The sequence below is a fragment of the Rhodoferax fermentans genome (genome assembly GCF_002017865.1).
Lineage (GTDB): Bacteria > Pseudomonadota > Gammaproteobacteria > Burkholderiales > Burkholderiaceae_C > Rhodoferax > Rhodoferax fermentans.
The window spans coordinates 1,621,145-1,637,451 of sequence record NZ_MTJN01000002.1 but is presented as its reverse complement, the minus strand read 5'-3'; the positions used below and the strand labels follow the sequence as shown (position 1 = coordinate 1,637,451).

The 16,307-nt window shown below is 58.8% G+C and carries 16 protein-coding genes; 10 read left to right on the top strand and 6 right to left on the bottom strand.

Annotation, left to right across the window (positions count from 1 at the left end; translation table 11 throughout):
• Window positions 1-63: 63 nt before the first annotated feature.
• The gene (locus tag RF819_RS07825; RefSeq protein WP_078364472.1) at window positions 64-876 is read left to right on the top strand and encodes an ABC transporter ATP-binding protein; all 813 of its coding nucleotides are present in this window, start codon (window positions 64-66) and stop codon (window positions 874-876) included.
• 224 nt (window positions 877-1,100) lie between these two features.
• Entirely contained in the window at window positions 1,101-2,357 is a 1,257-nt protein-coding gene (locus tag RF819_RS07820; protein ID WP_078364471.1) for a phenylacetate--CoA ligase family protein, read from the top strand.
• Window positions 2,358-2,373: 16 nt separating this feature from the next.
• Here the strand turns inward: RF819_RS07820 and RF819_RS07815 are convergent, their stop codons facing one another.
• Window positions 2,374-2,709: a DUF1840 domain-containing protein gene (locus RF819_RS07815; RefSeq protein WP_078364470.1), complete on the bottom strand. Its 336-nt coding sequence runs from the start codon at window positions 2,707-2,709 to the stop codon at window positions 2,374-2,376.
• Between the two features lie 93 nt (window positions 2,710-2,802).
• On the opposite strand from RF819_RS07815, the gene RF819_RS07810 reads away from it, so the two are divergent.
• On the top strand, window positions 2,803-3,903 hold the full coding sequence (locus RF819_RS07810; protein ID WP_078364469.1) for an aminopeptidase: 1,101 nt from the start codon (window positions 2,803-2,805) through the stop codon (window positions 3,901-3,903).
• A gap of 17 nt (window positions 3,904-3,920) precedes the next feature.
• Window positions 3,921-4,244 carry a polyhydroxyalkanoic acid system family protein gene (locus RF819_RS07805; protein WP_078364468.1) on the top strand — a complete coding sequence of 108 codons (324 nt, stop codon included), beginning with the start codon at window positions 3,921-3,923 and terminating at the stop codon, window positions 4,242-4,244.
• A gap of 62 nt (window positions 4,245-4,306) precedes the next feature.
• Here RF819_RS07805 and RF819_RS07800 read toward each other — a convergent pair whose 3' ends face one another.
• Window positions 4,307-4,561 (bottom strand): acyl-CoA-binding protein, encoded by a 255-nt coding sequence (locus RF819_RS07800; RefSeq protein ID WP_078364467.1) that lies wholly within the window; start codon window positions 4,559-4,561, stop codon window positions 4,307-4,309.
• Window positions 4,562-4,709: 148 nt separating this feature from the next.
• Here RF819_RS07800 and RF819_RS07795 point away from each other — a divergent pair, with 148 nt between their 5' ends.
• A complete protein-coding gene (locus tag RF819_RS07795) occupies window positions 4,710-6,161 on the top strand; it encodes a wax ester/triacylglycerol synthase family O-acyltransferase (RefSeq protein WP_078366836.1) in 1,452 nt (483 codons plus the stop codon).
• A 75-nt stretch (window positions 6,162-6,236) separates the two neighbouring features.
• On the opposite strand, the gene RF819_RS07790 is transcribed toward RF819_RS07795, so the two are convergent.
• The 4 genes from RF819_RS07790 to RF819_RS07775 are packed head-to-tail and all read right to left on the bottom strand — an operon-like array spanning window position 6,237 to window position 9,594.
• Entirely contained in the window at window positions 6,237-7,010 is a 774-nt protein-coding gene (locus RF819_RS07790) for a tetratricopeptide repeat protein (RefSeq protein WP_078364466.1), read from the bottom strand.
• Between the two features lie 30 nt (window positions 7,011-7,040).
• On the bottom strand, window positions 7,041-7,697 hold the full coding sequence (locus tag RF819_RS07785) for a TetR/AcrR family transcriptional regulator (RefSeq protein ID WP_078364465.1): 657 nt from the start codon (window positions 7,695-7,697) through the stop codon (window positions 7,041-7,043).
• Window positions 7,691-8,941, bottom strand: a complete 1,251-nt coding sequence (locus RF819_RS07780; RefSeq protein WP_078364464.1) for a patatin-like phospholipase family protein — start codon at window positions 8,939-8,941, stop codon at window positions 7,691-7,693. Before RF819_RS07780 ends, RF819_RS07785 begins: the two co-directional genes overlap by 7 nt.
• Window positions 8,942-8,967: 26 nt before the next feature.
• On the bottom strand, window positions 8,968-9,594 hold the full coding sequence (locus tag RF819_RS07775; protein ID WP_078364463.1) for a phasin family protein: 627 nt from the start codon (window positions 9,592-9,594) through the stop codon (window positions 8,968-8,970).
• A gap of 208 nt (window positions 9,595-9,802) precedes the next feature.
• Here RF819_RS07775 and RF819_RS07770 point away from each other — a divergent pair, with 208 nt between their 5' ends.
• The 5 genes from RF819_RS07770 (at window position 9,803) to RF819_RS07750 (ending at window position 16,298) form a co-directional block, all read left to right on the top strand.
• Window positions 9,803-11,788: an SDR family oxidoreductase gene (locus RF819_RS07770; RefSeq protein ID WP_078364462.1), complete on the top strand. Its 1,986-nt coding sequence runs from the start codon at window positions 9,803-9,805 to the stop codon at window positions 11,786-11,788.
• Between the two features lie 146 nt (window positions 11,789-11,934).
• Complete coding sequence (fcl, locus tag RF819_RS07765; protein ID WP_078364461.1) at window positions 11,935-12,906, top strand: GDP-L-fucose synthase; 972 nt, start codon at window positions 11,935-11,937, stop codon at window positions 12,904-12,906.
• Between the two features lie 67 nt (window positions 12,907-12,973).
• The gene (gene gmd / locus RF819_RS07760; protein ID WP_078364460.1) at window positions 12,974-14,074 is read left to right on the top strand and encodes a GDP-mannose 4,6-dehydratase; all 1,101 of its coding nucleotides are present in this window, start codon (window positions 12,974-12,976) and stop codon (window positions 14,072-14,074) included.
• 26 nt (window positions 14,075-14,100) lie between these two features.
• On the top strand, window positions 14,101-15,498 hold the full coding sequence (locus tag RF819_RS07755; protein WP_078364459.1) for a flippase: 1,398 nt from the start codon (window positions 14,101-14,103) through the stop codon (window positions 15,496-15,498).
• Window positions 15,499-15,602: 104 nt separating this feature from the next.
• On the top strand, window positions 15,603-16,298 hold the full coding sequence (locus RF819_RS07750; protein ID WP_078366835.1) for an FkbM family methyltransferase: 696 nt from the start codon (window positions 15,603-15,605) through the stop codon (window positions 16,296-16,298).
• Window positions 16,299-16,307 lie beyond the last annotated feature (9 nt).

Below are 16,307 nucleotides of genomic sequence, written 5' to 3'. Positions count from 1 at the left end.
GTCGCCGCCAGATGAAAGAGTCGGCTCACGGTTCTTTCATCTGGTTTCTATGGAACGAACACTATGACTGATACAGCAAACATTGTTCTCAACGTCAATGGCATCGAGGTCATTTACAACCATGTCATCCTGGTGCTCAAGGGCGTGTCGCTGAATGTGCCTGAGGGCAAGATCGTGGCCATTCTGGGGGGCAACGGGGCTGGTAAAACCACCACGCTGCGTGCCATCTCAAACCTGTTGCGCGGAGAGCGCGGTGAGGTCACCAAAGGCTCGATCGAGTTGCGTGGTGAACGCATCGACAACCTGTCGCCAGCCGATCTGGTGCAGCGTGGTGTGGTGCAGGTGATGGAAGGGCGCCACTGTTTTGCCCACCTGAGCATCGAGGAAAACCTGCTCACCGGCAGCTACACCCGCAAGGACAAAGGTGAAATTGCTGCCAACCTGGACAAGGTCTACACCTATTTCCCGCGCCTCAAAACCCGGCGCACCAGCCAGGCCGCCTACACCTCGGGTGGCGAGCAGCAGATGTGTGCGATTGGTCGCGCGCTCATGACCAACCCTAGCATGGTGCTGCTCGACGAGCCCTCGATGGGCCTGGCGCCGCAGATTGTGGAAGAGGTGTTCAACATCGTCAAAGACCTCAACACCCGCGAAAAAGTCACCTTTTTGCTGGCCGAGCAGAACACCAACATGGCGCTGAAATACGCCGACTACGGCTACATCATGGAAAGCGGCCGGGTGGTGATGGACGGCGCCGCCAGTGAACTGGCCAACAACGAGGATGTGAAAGAGTTTTACCTGGGCATGGGTGGCGGCGAGCGCAAGAGTTTCAAGGATGTCAAAAGTTACAAGCGGCGCAAACGCTGGTTGGCCTGAAAGCATGACAAGTGCGGCCCCGATACATGGCATACACCACAGCGTCAAGCGGCCTGCGTTGGGTATCCAACTCCGCGAATGTCCCCCGGTTTGGGGCTTCGCCCCAAACCTCCTCCTTTATTTCGCTGCGTCGGACACCCAACGCAATCTGCGGGTGAAAGCTGAAGCCCCAGGCATCACGAATGCTTATTTCACGTCAAGTCTTCAATTTCAGGAATCTGACCATGACCGATTTTTTTGACGCACTGGAAACGCGTGACCCGGCCGACCGCGAAGCGGATTTGCTCCAGATGCTGCCGCTCCAGGTGGCGCATGCCAAACTGGCCTCACCGGCTCTGGCCGAGATCCTGCAGGACGTGGACCCAGCGCAGGTCAGCAGCCGTGCCGCGCTGGCCAGGTTGCCGGTCACGCGCAAACACGAGTTGCTGGAAAAACAACTCAAAAGTCGTAGCGCCCAAGGCAATGTTTTTGGGGGCTTCAGTGTCGAAAGCTTTGGGCTCCGGATGCCGCGGGTGTTTGCCAGTCCGGGGCCGATTTACGAGCCCGAGGGCACGGCCCGTGACTACTGGCGCATGGCGCGCGCCATGTTTGCGGCGGGGTTTCGGTCTGGCGAGTTGATCCACAACAGCTTCAGTTACCACTTTGTGCCTGCGGGCTCGATGATGGAAACCGGCGCCCATGCGCTGGGCTGCACCGTGTTTCCGGGCGGCACCGGTCAGACCGAGCAGCAGGTGTTGGCCATGGCCGACCTGCAACCGGCGGGCTACATCGGCACACCCAGTTTTCTGAAAATCATCTTGGAGAAAGCGCTGGAGATGGGGGTGGCCCTGCCGAGTGTCACCAAGGCGATGTTTGGCGGCGAGGCCTACCCGCCATCCCTGCGCGATTGGTTCAGCGCCCACGGGGTGGCGGGCTACCAGTGTTATGCCACGGCTGATGTTGGCTCCATCGCGTATGAAACAACAGCGCGCGAGGGGCTGGTGCTCGACGAAGGGGTGTTGCTGGAGATTGTCCGCCCCGGCACCGGCGACCCGGTGGCAGACGGGGAGGTGGGTGAGGTGGTGGTCACCACCTTGAACCCAACCTACCCGCTGATCCGTTTTGGCACCGGTGATTTGTCGGCCGTGTTGCCGGGCAGCTGCCCGACCGGGCGTACCAACACCCGCATCAAGGGCTGGATGGGCCGTGCCGACCAGACCACCAAGATCCGCGGCATGTTTGTCCACCCCGGTCAGGTTGATCAAATCGCCAAACGCTTCCCCGAGGTGACACGCGCGCGCCTGGTGGTCACGGGTGAGATGGCCAACGACGTCATGACCCTGAAGGTCGAGACGGCTTGCAGCGGCCCCGACAACCTGTCGAACAAGCTGCTTGATGCCATGCGCGAAGTGACCAAATTGCGCGGCCAGGTCGAGCTGTTGCCGCCCGGCAGTTTGCCCAACGATGGCAAGGTGATCGAAGACGCGCGCAGCTACAAGTGAGCTTCAGCGCCGAAGCTCACACCCCCCAGGTGATGACCTCGTTGGCCTTATGGCACTCGCGGATCATCTCCATCAGCGGCAGCGCACGTTGGCGCAGGCCCACGATGTTGGTCTCTGCCACCGGGACGTGGTCGACCTTGGCCTGAGCCAGCGCCTCGGCGCGGGCGGCGTTCTCTCGGGCAATGGCCGCCTCCAGATCGGCCAGTGCCTGGGGCATCTGCTCGGGTAGCAGGATGCCCTTGGTGCTGGGATCTGCGGCGCTGTGTTTGCCAATGATCTGCAGCACCTGTTCCCCATTGGGCTGCAACATAATGACATTCCCGGTGACTTTGGATTTGAATTGGTAGAGCATGTGGTCTCCTTGTGTGTCAATGGATCTGGCTGATAGCCATGGTAGTCCTTTGCGGGGCGGAGACGCAAGATTTCCGCCTTGTGCGAGGCCGGTATGAGCCGCTGGTGGCGCAGTGTGTGTGCTGTATTGCTGTGTCTGTGGCTCAGCGGCTGTGCTGACACCCGTTATTACGCCCAGTCCGTGGGTGGACATCTCAAGCTGATGACCGCAGCCCGGCCGCTGGACGACTGGCTGCTGGACACCCAAACCCCTGAATCTTTGCGCCAACGCCTGCGTCTGGCGCAGTCATTGCGTGATTTCTCGGTGCGTGAGTTACACCTGCCCGACAACGCCAGCTACCGGCGTTTTGCTGATCTGCAGCGCCCTTATGTGGTGTGGAATGTGGTGGCGGCGCCTGAGCTGTCTTTGGAGCTCAAAACCTGGTGTGTGCCGGTGGCGGGCTGTGTCGGCTACCGGGGGTATTTTGACGAAGGTGATGCCCAGGCGCTGGCGTCTGAGCTGCGCGCCCAGGGGCTGGAGACCCAGGTCTACGGTGTGCCTGCGTATTCGACCCTGGGCTGGATGAATTGGCTCGGTGGGGACCCGTTGCTCAACACCTTCGTCACTTTGCCCGACGGTGAACTGGCGCGCCTGATGTTCCACGAGTTGGCGCATCAGGTGTTGTATGTACCGGGTGATACCCCCTTCAACGAATCCTTCGCCACCGCCGTGGAGCGGCTGGGGGGTGAGGCCTGGTTGGCCAGCCAGGCCAGCCCGCATGCACGGCAGGCGTTTGCCGTGTACGACCAGCGCCGCCAGGAGTTCCGCGCGTTGACCCGTCACACGCGCGAGCGCCTGGCCCAGATTTACAAGAAAAATGATGCTCTGGCCATTGATGCAAAAGGGCTGATAGCTATGAAAAATGAAGTATTTGAGGACTTCAGAGCGCGCTACGCCTCCCTCAAACAGAGCTGGGGCGGTTACAGCGGTTATGACAGCTGGGTGGCCCAGGCCAACAACGCCAGCTTTGGCGCACAAGCCGCTTATGATGAGCTGGTGCCTGCGTTTGAGGCCCTGTTTGCCCGCGAAGCGCGCAGCTGGCCCCGGTTTTTTGCTGCGGTCAAGGCGCTGGCCGAGTTGCCAGCCGAGCAACGCCGGGCGCAGCTGCAGGCGCTGGAGACCGCCACCCGCCAAGCCCAAGCCTTTCCCGATTGAACCCACTTTGAGACACCATGGCTGATCTACACATCGTTCGCGAACACACCCTGGGCTTGCCCAAAGCCCGCAAAATTGCCTTCCAATGGGCCGAGCAGGCCGAGACCGAATTTGGCATGGCCTGTGCCTACAGCGAGGGCGACACGGCCGATGAGGTGAGCTTCTCGCGCTCAGGCGTCAAAGGCACGCTGGAGGTGGACGCCAGCCGTTTTGAGTTACGTGCCCAGCTGGGGTTTCTGGTGGGCGCGTTCAAACACCGGATTGAAGCCGAGATTGTGAAAAACCTCGACAGCCTGCTGGCCGCACCGGTCAAAAAACGCAGCAGCAAAAAGGCGGTCTGAACCGGCCAGCCGCGTCCCGCAGGCACGCGGGGCACGGTGCTGTTTGATGTCTGTCAGCTGGGTCAGCTCAGCGACTCGATCAGGTCCACATACTGTTGCATGGCCTGCGCGCTATCGGTGCCTTTGAGTTGGTTCCAGGCATCCCATTTGGCGCGCCCCACCATGTCGGTAAAACCAGGCCGTTTTTCGGCGTTGTCGCCCGTGCTGGCCTGCTTGTACAAGGCGTAGAGCTTGAGCAGGGTCATGTTGTCGGGGCGTTCGCTCAAGTTTTTGGAGTTGGCAACGGCGGCTTCAAATTTCTTTTGCAGATCAGACATGGCGTGGGTCTCTGGGAGGCGGTTGTAAGGGCTTGAGCAGGGGGAAACCAGACTATCTTACGGGGCGTTTTGCTACCAGAATAGAGACAGCCCCCCAAACCCCTTTGCCACCGTGACCATTCACTCCATTCCCTACCGCGTTGAGCGCATGAGCAAGGTCGACACCGCCTGGCTGCGCATGGACAGCCCTTGCAACCTGATGATGATCATGGGGGTCTGGATCCTCAAACCTGGCTTGCAGTACCCGCAGGTGTGTGAGCGCCTGGCTGACCGGCTGCTGAAGTACCCGCGCTTTTCACAACGGGTGCAACTGGACGCCACCGGTGCCAACTGGGTCACCGACACCCGCTTTGACATCCACCGCCATGTGCGCCTGGAGAAGCTGCCCGCCTCGGCCAGAAAACACCCGCAGCAGGCCTTGCAGGCCCGACTGGCCGAGCTGGCGATGCAGCCGCTGGACATGCGTTACCCGCTGTGGGAGTACCGGCTGATTGAGCACTTTGACGGTGGCTCGGCGCTGATCGTGCGCATCCACCACTGCATTGCCGACGGGCTGGCGCTGATCTCGGTGATCCAGTCGATGGTGGACGGTGGCCTGGAGCCACCCACACGGTCGTCCAAACCGGCGCCGCTCTCGGGTCTGGATGCGGCCGAGGAATGGATGAGCCATGCCCTGATCGAGCCGCTGACGGTGGCCGCTGTCAAGGCGCTGGAGGTGGCGGGTGAGAGTGCGGTACAGGCTTTTGAGGCGGTGGGTGACCCGCGCCATGTGCTGGAGAAATGGCTGGCTCTGGGGCTGCACAAAAGCCGGGAAGGCTCGTCCGAGGCCGCACGCCTGGCCTACCAGGTGTTGCGCGACGGTGCCGCGCTGGCCCTGATGGCCGACGATTCCCCAACCCGCCTCAAAGGCATGCCTGGCCAGTCCAAACGGGTGGCCTGGTGCCAGCCGATCCCGCTTGATGAGGTGCGTGCGGTGGGCAAGGCGCTGCACTGCTCGATCAACGATGTGCTGCTGTCCTGCGTGGCGGGTGCCATCGGCCAGTACCTCAAGGGCCACGGCGACGCGGTGGACGGCCAGGAGATCCGCGCCATGGTGCCGGTCAACCTGCGCCCGATGACCCAGGCCTACAAGCTGGGCAACAAGTTTGGCCTGGCGCCGGTGGTGTTGCCGATTGGTATGGACAACCCCATTGAGCGGGTGTTGGAGGTGCGCCGCCGTATGGGTGAACTCAAAGGCAGTTTGCAGCCGTTGCTGGCCTTTGCGCTGCTGGCGGTGGCGGGTATTCTGGTGAAACCGGTGCAGGACGCGATGCTGAGCCTGTTTTCCAGAAAAACCACCGCGGTCATGACCAATGTGCCAGGGCCGCGCGAGAAACTGAGCTTTTGCGGTGCCACGCTGGAGCAGGCGCTGTTCTGGGTGCCGCAGTCGGGCACGGTGGGGCTGGGTGTGTCGATCCTGAGTTATGGCGGGGGTGTGCAGTTTGGTGTGATCACCGACAGCAGCTTGTGCCCTGATCCGCAGGCCATCATCGACCAGTTTGCGCCGGAGTTTGACAAGCTCAAATGGCTCACATTGATGCTGCCCTGGGGTGAGGAATAGCTATCTAATCAATAGCTATCAGCCCTTGTTGAATAAGGGCTAGAGGCATAAAGTGCCTTTAACTTGTGGGCGTGATCAGTCCGCTAGCTGTGAGCGGGCCATTTCCACATCCAGGCGTTCGGTGGCGTCCAGGGGCTGCAGCTGGGCGGCTTGTTGGTACAGGCGGTTGGCCTCGTCCATCTTGTCTTCACCTTCGAGCATCAGCAAAGCGTGGGCGTATTCGAGCAGGCCGTAGGCCGACTCGGCATGGAGCTTGATGGCTTGGTCAAACAGGTGCAGGCCGATGTCCTTGTTGGCGCCGTAGGCCATGGCACCAATCAGCGAGCCGACCTTGTCGATCACCTCGGCGTGGAAACTGCCCAGCGCCACATGCGCATCGGCGTGCTGTGGTGCATGGCGGATCACGTATTCCAGATCGGTCTTGACCTTGGTGCCCAGCCCCTGGGCCAGGGCCTTGGCCACGCTGATGCCCTGGCTGTAGCGGCTCAAGGCGTAGGCGCGCCAGTAGCGGGCGTTGAGTGTGTCCGGGTGGTCCTCGGCCAGTTCACCGGCTTGGCCAGCCACCTCCAGGAACAGGTCCAGACGGCGCACCTCGTGTTTTTCAAGGTAGGTGGCATAGACGCAGGTGGCTTTGCTGGCCACGCTCAGGCCAGGCGCGCCCAAACCCAAGCCCATGATGGCGGCCTGCTGAAACTCACCGTTGTGAAAATGGGCCCAGGCTTGCAACACCGAGGGGTCTTGCGGCAGGGGTTCCAGGTCACCGGCGTGTAGTCTGGCCCAATTCTCTTTGACGCTGGCGGCGTCAAAGTGGTAGTCGCCAGCGTAAGGGAAAGCGGTCCATTTGGCCATGTCTGTCTCCTCTAACCTGTTTTTTTGTTTCTATTCCTTATTGTAGGCATCCGACAATTTCAGCAGATGTGCTCTTTGGCCAGTCTCCAGGTAAGGACTCATCAGGTTCAACACATGCTGGGCACCCCGCAACAAGGCCGTCTGGGCATTGCTGGGCTCCAACGCATGGCGTGGGTCGCGCACATACTCAAAACTCAGCCAGTAGGTCAGCATCACCACCATGCTGGTGGCGGTGACTTCCATCTCGCGTGAGTCGATCTGCAAGGCACCGTTGCGGCGCATGCCGTCGAGCAAGGCCTTGAGTGCTCGTGTCTTGTTTTTCAGGATGGTCTGAAAATGGGTCTCCAGGCGGCGGTTTTTGCTGAGCAGGTCGTTGAGGTCGCGGTATAAAAACCGGTATTGCCAGATCAGTTCAAACAGGGTGTGCAAAAAAAACCAGGCGTCTTCGATGTTGCGCACCTCGTCACCGGCGCCCAGCAGCTCGTTGTGGCTGTGCTCAAAACGGTCAAATAAGGCGTTGATGAGTTCGTCTTTGGCCGGGTAGTGGTAGTACAGGTTGCCGGGGCTGATGTTGAGCTCGTTGGAGATCAGCGTGGTCGATACATTGGGCTCACCAAAGCGGTTGAACAGTGCGAGCGTGACCTCCAGGATGCGCTCTGCGGTGCGCCGGGGTGCCTTTTTCAGCATGTGGTTTTGGCCTGCAATTCGGCGCTCTGTACCACCTGGCTCAGGTTGTCCATCAGGTAGTGCAGCTTGGTCAGCGCTTGGCCCACGCGGGCAGCCGGGCGTGCCGGGTAGGCCAGGTGGCGGTGTTCGTCATCCAGCGCGGCATGGTTCAGGCTGATGCCGTGGTAGGCCAGCTTGGCCGCCAGTTTGGTCTGGCGCGAGCGCAGCAACTGCCGCGTTTGCTGGTAGGCGTGTTCGGCCAGGTGGCGGCGCTGGCTGTAGCTGAAGGTGTTAGCCAGGTACAGCTCGGGGTCGCGGTGGTTGGGCTCGATCAGCACGATGTCGGTGTTGGGGTAAGCCTGTTCATAACTCTTCAAGCCCAGCAGCAGGCGCGAGTGGATGAGTGAGCGAAAGGTCTGGCTCAACACCGCGGGCAGGCCACCATCGGCAATGTGGGGAATCGGCTCAGGCGCCGCCCAGGGGGTGGCCGACTCGTTGCTGCGCAAGGGGTCCGAGGCATCAAACGGCACCAGCGGGTTCAGGCACAACATCAGGTCCACACCTTCGTCCAGCGCGATGGAGGCGTGCATGGTCTTGGTCAGTGCACCATCCACAAAATGCTGGCCCTCGATTTCCACCGGCGGAAACAGCCCAGGCAAGGCCGCGCTGGCCTGCACCGCCTTGGAGATCGGAATATGGTCCCAGCCCGTGCGGCCAAACGCGATGGCGCTGGTGCTGTCGAGGTGGGTGGCCACCAGCGTCAGGCGGTTTTTGAGCTGGCGAAAGTCGTTGCTGCGCCCGGGGCGCGAGAACAGCTTGGTCAGCTCCACATCAATCTGCGCGTTGGAAAAGATACCGGTGGGCAGGCCCGGGCTCAGGCGCTCCAGTGCACGCATGAGGGATTTGCGCCCCAGCGTGCCGTGCCAAATACCTTGGAGCATCAGCTCCGGCAGCAACAGCGAGCGCGAGAAAAATTCGGAGAAGGCGGGTTTGAGCAGCCACGCCGGATCGAACGCCTCGGTCTGGTGCTTCCGGTCTTCGATGAAGAGGCCAAACAACTGCATCGGTGTGATGCCATTGGCCAGCCCGGCAGCAATGAAACCACCGGCGGACACCCCCACATAGTGCTGCAGGCGGTTGAAGTGGATGCCCCTGAGCGACTCCTGCAAGGCGCACAGGGCACCAATTTCATAAATGGCCCCCAATGGCCCGCCACCCGCCAACGCCAAAGCTATCCTGGGCGAGGGCGGAGTGGGCTTCTTCATGGGTCGTCAGTTTACGACCGGTCGTGCTATTTTGAGTCAGGGTTTACCTGAGCAGCAGGGGCCTCTTGGACCACGGGGGCGGTCGCTTTGCGTGGCGCGGCTTTTTTGGCAGCCGGTTTTACCTCCGCTTTAACGGCCGGTGCGGCGGGTGCTTTGGCGGCGGGTTTGGCCGCAGCTTTGGCGGGGGCCTTGGGGGTGAGTTTTTGCACGCTGGCGTTGAGCGCGTCGATGCGGGCGATCAATGCATTGATGTCTTTGGCGGAGGGCACACCCATCTTGTTGAGCACCTTGGCCACGCGGTCTTCAAAAATGCTTTCCAGCTTGTCCCACTGGCCCGAGGCTTTGCTCGAGATGTCGGTGGCCATGCTGGTCATCTTCTGGGTGGCTTCGTTGATCTTGTCCTCGGCAGCGGACTGGGTCTTGCGCTGGAAGTTCACACCTTCTTTCACCAGGGCTTCAAAAGCCTTGGTGCCTTCGGTCTGGGCTTTGGTGAACGCGCCCAGGCCGGCTTGCCAGATTTGTTGTGCCGAGTCCTTGACCGAGTTGCTCAACAGCTTGCCGGACTTTTTGGCTGTGGCTTTCTTGCCAGCAGCTGCCTTTTTGGGTGCAGCGGTTTTTTTGACGGGGGTGGTTTTGCTGAGTTTGGTGACCATGATGTTCTCCAGTTAAAACAAAGAAAAGGGTAAAGAGGGTGCTTGGCTGTGTCCAGCTTGCATGGGCGCCACTGTAGGCCGCTATGACGCCAAGGTGTAGGTGACACTTCCTAATTTGAGCTGGCCTAAACCACCCGAGCTCGGGTTTACGTGAAAGCCAGATGCCGCGTTTTCAGACCAGAATGACAAGCTCATTCTGGAGACGTGTATGCGGTATTTTGTGACCGGAGCAACGGGGTTGATTGGCAAGCGGCTGGTGAAAAAACTGCTGCAGCGCAAGGGTTCGGTGGTGTACTTTCTGATCCGTCAGGCCAGTGCAGACAAGGTGGTTGCCTTGCGTGAATTTTGTGGTGTCAGCGCGGCGCGGTTGGTGCCGATGTGGGGCGACCTGACTGCCAAAAAACTGGGGCTGTCTGGTGCAGACATCCAGCAACTCAAAGGTCAGATCGATCATGTGTTTCACCTGGCCGCTGTGTATGACCTGGAGGCCGATGCCGACAGCCAGGTGGCAGTGAACATTGACGGCACACGCAACGTGGTGGCGCTGGCCAAGGCCATCGACGCCGGGCACTTCCACCATGTGTCGTCGATTGCCGCAGCCGGGCTCTATGAGGGCATGTTCCGCGAAGACATGTTTGCCGAGGCCGAGAACTACGAGCACCCGTATTTCATGAGCAAACACGAGAGTGAAAAGATCGTGCGCCAGGAATGCAAGCTGCCCTGGTCGGTGTACCGCCCTGCGATGGTGGTGGGTGACAGCAGCACCGGTGAAATGGACAAGATTGACGGGCCGTACTACTTCTTCAAGCTGATCCAGCGCATGCGCCAGTTGTTGCCACCCTGGATGCCAACCATCGGCCTGGAGGGCGGACGCATCAACATCGTGCCGGTGGATTTTGTGGTGGATGCACTGGCAACCATCAGCCACCAGAAAGAGATCACCCACAAGTGTTACCACCTGGTCGACCCGGTGGGGTACCGCGTGGGGGATGTGCTGGACATCTTCAGCCGCGCGGCACACGCGCCCAAGATGAGCCTATTTGTCAACGCCGCGCTGCTGGGGTTCATTCCCCGCAGCGTGACCAAGGGCCTGATGGCGTTGGCCCCGGTGCGCAGGGTGCGCAACGCCATCATGAGCGACCTGGGCCTGCCCGAGGACATGCTGAGCTTTGTCAACTACCCCACTCGGTTTGACTGCCGCGAGACACTGGCCGCGCTCAAAGGCACCGGGGTGGTGTGCCCCAACCTCAAAGACTACGCCTGGCGCCTTTGGGACTACTGGGAGCGGCACCTGGATCCGGAGCTGCACATCGACCACAGCTTGCGCGGCACCGTGGCTGGCAAGGTGGTGTTGGTGACTGGTGGGTCTTCAGGCATTGGATTGGCTGCAGCCCACAAGTTTGCTGAGGCAGGTGCTATTACTTTGATATGTGGTCGGGACCAGGACAAACTCGACGCGGCGTGTGCCGAGGCCCGTGGCAGGGGTTACACCTTTGTTGCCTACGCGGTGGACATTGCCGACCAGCCGGGCTGCGAGGCCTTTGTCCAGCAAGTCACGCGTGACCACGGCGGTGTCGATTTCCTGATCAACAACGCCGGGCGCTCCATCCGCCGGGCCATCGAGTCCAGCTATGACCGTTTTCACGACTACGAGCGCACCATGCAGCTCAACTACTTCGGCAGCCTGCGCGTCACCACCGGGTTTTTGCCCGGCATGGTGGCCAAGCACAAGGGCCATGTGGTCAACATCAGCAGCATCGGTGTGTTGACCAATGCCCCGCGTTTTTCTGCTTATGTGGCCAGCAAGGCCGCGCTGGACGCCTGGACACGTTGTGCCAGCAGCGAGTTTGCCGACCAGGGGGTGACCTTCACCACCATCAACATGCCGCTGGTGCGCACACCGATGATCGCGCCCACCGGCATCTACAACAATGTGCCGACGCTGGCCCCCGAAGAGGCCGCCGACATGATCGCTCAGGCCTGTATCTTCAAGCCGGTGCGGGTGGCGACCCGACTGGGCATCTTTGGCCAGGTGTTACACGCCTTGGTGCCGCGTGTGGCGCAAATTGTGATGAACACCACGTTCAGGATGTTTCCCGATTCATCTGCGGCCAAGGGTGACAAGGCCGCCAAGCCCAAGTTGTCTGCCGAGGCAGTTGCCCTGCAGCAGATGATGCAGGGAATCCATTTTTGACTTGCCCCGAGGGCGCCCGTGCACTGCGGGCAAGGGATGTCAGGGTGGAGCAGACTGCCGGATAATCAACGGGTAAACAGGCTGAAGGTGAGAGTCCCCGTATTTCCGGTTTGTTGTGGCGCCTGTCGGTCTGATATCGAGGATTTATGCATCAAAAGATTTATGTAGCAGGCCACCGTGGCATGGTGGGTTCTGCCATCGTGCGCCAGTTGCTGGCAGGCGGCTGTGCGCCAGAAAACATCATCACCCGCACCCATGCCGAGCTGGATTTGACCAACCAGGCGGCGGTCCAGGCGTTCCTCGCGTCGGAGCAACCCTCTCAGGTTTATCTGGCGGCGGCCAAAGTAGGCGGCATTCACGCCAACAACACTTACCCGGCCGACTTCATCTACCAGAACCTGATGATGCAGGCTAACGTGATCGATGCCGCCTTCAAGAACGGCGTCAAGAAACTGCTGTTTTTGGGCAGCAGCTGCATTTACCCACGCAACGCTCCTCAGCCCATGCGTGAAGACGCCCTACTCACCGGTCTGCTGGAGCCCACCAACGAACCCTATGCCATTGCCAAAATTGCCGGCATCAAACTCTGCGAGAGTTACAACCGCCAGTATGGTGCCAGCCACGGCGTGGACTACCGCAGCGTCATGCCCACCAACCTGTATGGCCCGGGCGACAACTATCACCCCACCAACAGCCATGTCATTCCGGCACTGATCCGCCGCTTTCATGAGGCCAAGGTATCTGGTGCACCTTCGGTCGCGATCTGGGGCAGCGGAACCCCCAAACGCGAGTTCCTTTATGTGGATGACATGGCGGCGGCCAGTGTGTTTGTCATGAATCTGGACAAAACGACTTACGACCAGCAAACCAGCCCCATGCAAAGCCATATCAATGTGGGTTACGGCAGCGATGTGACCATTGCCGAGGTAGCGCAAGCCATCAGCCAGGTGGTGGGTTATGCGGGGCATATCACCTATGACCCGACCCAGCCCGATGGCGCACCACGTAAATGGATGGAGAGCAGCCGCATTAATGCGCTGGGCTGGCAGGCGAAGGTGAAGTTAACCGAGGGCCTGGCCGCAGCCTACCAGGACTTCAAGCATCAAATAGGCCTCTAGCCCTTTTGCACCAGGGGCAAGCAGCTATCAAATTTCTATTCAACAAATGTCAACACATCCAACCAACATGCCCAAAGTCGCCCTCATCACTGGCATCACAGGCCAGGACGGCAGCTACTTGGCTGAATTCCTGCTTGAAAAAGGCTACATCGTGCACGGCATCAAACGCCGCGCCAGTTCTTTCAACACCCAGCGGGTTGACCACATCTACCAGGACCCGCACATCGATAACGCCAACTTCAAGCTGCACTACGGCGACTTGACTGACACCAGCAATCTGGTGCGCATCGTGCAGGAAACCCAACCCGATGAGATCTACAACCTTGGCGCGCAAAGCCATGTGGCGGTCAGCTTTGAGAGTCCTGAATACACCGCCGATGTGGACGGCATGGGCACCTTGCGCATTCTGGAAGCCATCCGCATCCTGGGGCTGGAGAAGAAAACCCGCTTTTACCAGGCCAGCACCAGTGAGCTGTATGGTCTGGTGCAGGAAACCCCACAAAAGGAAACCACCCCGTTTTACCCACGCAGCCCTTATGCGGTGGCCAAGCTTTATGCCTACTGGATCACGGTGAACTACCGTGAGGCCTATGGCATCTATGCCTGCAACGGCATCCTGTTCAACCACGAGAGTCCGCGCCGGGGTGAGACCTTTGTCACCCGCAAGATCACCCGCGGTCTGGCCAACATCAGCCAGGGTTTGGAAGACTGCCTGTACATGGGCAACATTGACGCACTGCGTGACTGGGGCCATGCCAAGGACTATGTGCGCATGCAGTGGATGATGCTGCAGCAAGACCAGCCCGAGGACTTTGTGATTGCCACCGGGGTGCAATACAGTGTGCGGCAGTTCATCGAGTGGACTGCCAACGAATTGGGCATGCCGATTCGTTGGGAAGGCACTGGTGTTGATGAAGTGGGCTACGCCGTCGTACCTGGCAGCGCCCAAGAGACAGTAGTGGTCCGCATTGATCCACGCTACTTCCGCCCGACTGAAGTCGAGACCTTGTTGGGTGACCCAGCAAAGGCCAAGCAGAAGCTTGGCTGGGTGCCGGAGATTTCGACTCAAGATATGTGCAAAGAAATGGTCACCTCCGACTTGGCGGAAGCCAAAAAGCATGCTTTGCTTAAAAAGTTTGGGTATGACGTCAGCGTGAGTGTGGAGTAACAAAGAATGTGCGTCTGTGTCGCCAAATGCGTTGCTTCGAACTCGGCGCACATGACGCCTACTTTGATCTAGCCAAACAAGTGAATCCCGTTTGGCTCAAGTGGCTGCATGCCAGGTTGCTGACTGGCATAGTACATCGTCCCAATCTGCGTAGAGCGCTTATCAATGTGTTTTGGCTAATTGGTGACAAGGTGTTGCGCATGGGCGTGGGGTTGCTTGTTGGTGTATGGGTGGCGCGATACCTTGGACCAGAGCAATTCGGTATCCTGAACTACGCGATGGCTTTTGTTGCCTTGTTCGGTGTGTTTGCAGGTTTGGGGCTGAATGGAGTTGTGGTCCGGGATCTGGTCACGAACCCAGGAAGTGCCAACGAGACACTGGGAACCACCTTCCTGCTTCAGTTTTTAGGCGGATGGCTGTCATTCGGACTGGTTGTCTTTGCCATCAATTTTGCAAGACCCGACGACAGCATGACTAAATTGCTGGTTGCGGTACTTGGATTTGCCATAGTGCTCAAGTGCACCGATGTCGTCAGGTACTGGTTTGAATTCAAGGTTCAATCCAAATATGTTGTTTGGATGGAGAACGGCATATTTTTGGTGTTGGCAATTGTCAAGGGCGCACTCATCCTCATGGGGGCACCACTGATGGCATTTGTCTGGGCAGCCTTTGTCGAGAGCGCGCTGGTTGCCGTCGGGTTGCTTGTTGTCTATGTCTGGCGCGCGGGCGGGCTTGGCGCGTGGCGGATTCGGTTTGGTCGCGCCAAGGAACTGCTCAATGACAGTTGGCCATTGATTCTTTCGGGCTTGGCGATCATGGTGTACATGCGCATTGACCAGATCATGCTCGGGCAGATGTTGGGTGATGAGTCAGTGGGCATCTACTCCGCAGCCGTCCGTATCAGCGAAGTCTGGTACTTTATTCCGATGACCATTGTCGCCTCCGTATTTCCGTCGATCGTGACAACCAGGAAGCTCAGCGAGCAGCTGTACCACCAACGTTTGCAGAATCTCTACAACACCATGGTTACATTGGCACTGGGTGTTGCACTGCCGATGACTTTTTTTTCTGGCTGGGTAGTCAATTTGCTGTTTGGCAGTGCCTACGCGGAAGCGGGTCCGGTGTTGGCACTTCATGTCTGGAGCGCCTTGTTTGTGTTTCTCGGTGTCGCAAGCGGCAGTGGTTATCTGACCGAGCATCTGCAAATGCTGGCTTTGGGGCGGACGTTGCTGGGTGCCTTTGTGAACCTGCTTGCCAACTATATTCTGATCCCGTCGTTCGGCATTCTGGGTGCCGCAATGGGAACGCTTGTTGCTCAAATGTCAGCCGCCTACCTATTTGACTTGTTCCATCCCAAGACTCGAAAACATTTTTGGATGAAAACAAAATCCTTCGTGTCTTTTTATAGAGTTAGCTTTAAATGACGGCCCCGTTTTCTATTCTGATAGTCAAGATATATCGTCTGATCTTCGCCAGGCGGATTTTTCATCGGTTCAATAGGCTCCTGTATCACTGTAGCTTGAGCGGTATGGGTGTTCTGAATTTCGAAAATGATCAGGTTAGTGGCGAGCATCGTTTTCTCAAGCAGATACTTGCCGGCCGGACAGGTGGTGTTGTTATTGACGTTGGCGCAAACGTGGGCAAGTACTCAAGCAGGGTGTTGCAGATCAACCCATTGTTGACGGTCTACGCATTTGAGCCTCATCCACACACCTTTTCGGCACTCGAAAAGAGCGTGCGGCATTTAAATTTCACCGCCATCAATGCAGCCGTGGGGGCAAGCGCCGGAATTGCCGATCTGTTTGACTATGCAGCCAATGATGGCTCGTCCCATGCATCGCTTTATCAGGATGTGATTGAAAGCATCCATCATGCTCCGTCGACGCATCACAAGGTCAAAGTTGTTACTTTGGGAGAGTTTGCGCATGAAAACCATGTCACCCGCATAAACCTGCTCAAAATCGATACGGAAGGCAACGAACTGAATGTTCTAAAAGGCTTGGGGGACTATCTCTGCGAAGGAACGATTGATGCCATCCATTTTGAGTTCAATGAGATGAATGTCGCGAGTCGAGTTTTTTTTCGGGACTTTTGGGACATACTGCCAAATTACGATTTCTACCGATTGCTACCGGACGGTATGGTCAAACTTGACCAGTACAGCCCGGTTTTTTGTGAGATCTTCGCTTACCAAAATGTTGTTGCCCTGCTAAAGCGAAGCTGAGTCAAGTCA

What these genes read in the sequence shown, in the direction of transcription:
- RF819_RS07825 (WP_078364472.1), top strand. Translation starts at nt 64, where the DNA reads ATGACTGATACAGCAAACATTGTTCTCAACGTCAATGGCATCGAGGTC.
- RF819_RS07820 (WP_078364471.1), top strand. Translation starts at nt 1,101, where the DNA reads ATGACCGATTTTTTTGACGCACTGGAAACGCGTGACCCGGCCGACCGC.
- RF819_RS07815 (WP_078364470.1), bottom strand. Translation starts at nt 2,709, where the DNA reads ATGCTCTACCAATTCAAATCCAAAGTCACCGGGAATGTCATTATGTTG.
- RF819_RS07810 (WP_078364469.1), top strand. Translation starts at nt 2,803, where the DNA reads ATGAGCCGCTGGTGGCGCAGTGTGTGTGCTGTATTGCTGTGTCTGTGG.
- RF819_RS07805 (WP_078364468.1), top strand. Translation starts at nt 3,921, where the DNA reads ATGGCTGATCTACACATCGTTCGCGAACACACCCTGGGCTTGCCCAAA.
- RF819_RS07800 (WP_078364467.1), bottom strand. Translation starts at nt 4,561, where the DNA reads ATGTCTGATCTGCAAAAGAAATTTGAAGCCGCCGTTGCCAACTCCAAA.
- RF819_RS07795 (WP_078366836.1), top strand. Translation starts at nt 4,710, where the DNA reads ATGAGCAAGGTCGACACCGCCTGGCTGCGCATGGACAGCCCTTGCAAC.
- RF819_RS07790 (WP_078364466.1), bottom strand. Translation starts at nt 7,010, where the DNA reads ATGGCCAAATGGACCGCTTTCCCTTACGCTGGCGACTACCACTTTGAC.
- RF819_RS07785 (WP_078364465.1), bottom strand. Translation starts at nt 7,697, where the DNA reads ATGCTGAAAAAGGCACCCCGGCGCACCGCAGAGCGCATCCTGGAGGTC.
- RF819_RS07780 (WP_078364464.1), bottom strand. Translation starts at nt 8,941, where the DNA reads ATGAAGAAGCCCACTCCGCCCTCGCCCAGGATAGCTTTGGCGTTGGCG.
- RF819_RS07775 (WP_078364463.1), bottom strand. Translation starts at nt 9,594, where the DNA reads ATGGTCACCAAACTCAGCAAAACCACCCCCGTCAAAAAAACCGCTGCA.
- RF819_RS07770 (WP_078364462.1), top strand. Translation starts at nt 9,803, where the DNA reads ATGCGGTATTTTGTGACCGGAGCAACGGGGTTGATTGGCAAGCGGCTG.
- fcl (WP_078364461.1), top strand. Translation starts at nt 11,935, where the DNA reads ATGCATCAAAAGATTTATGTAGCAGGCCACCGTGGCATGGTGGGTTCT.
- gmd (WP_078364460.1), top strand. Translation starts at nt 12,974, where the DNA reads ATGCCCAAAGTCGCCCTCATCACTGGCATCACAGGCCAGGACGGCAGC.
- RF819_RS07755 (WP_078364459.1), top strand. Translation starts at nt 14,101, where the DNA reads ATGCGTTGCTTCGAACTCGGCGCACATGACGCCTACTTTGATCTAGCC.
- RF819_RS07750 (WP_078366835.1), top strand. Translation starts at nt 15,603, where the DNA reads ATGGGTGTTCTGAATTTCGAAAATGATCAGGTTAGTGGCGAGCATCGT.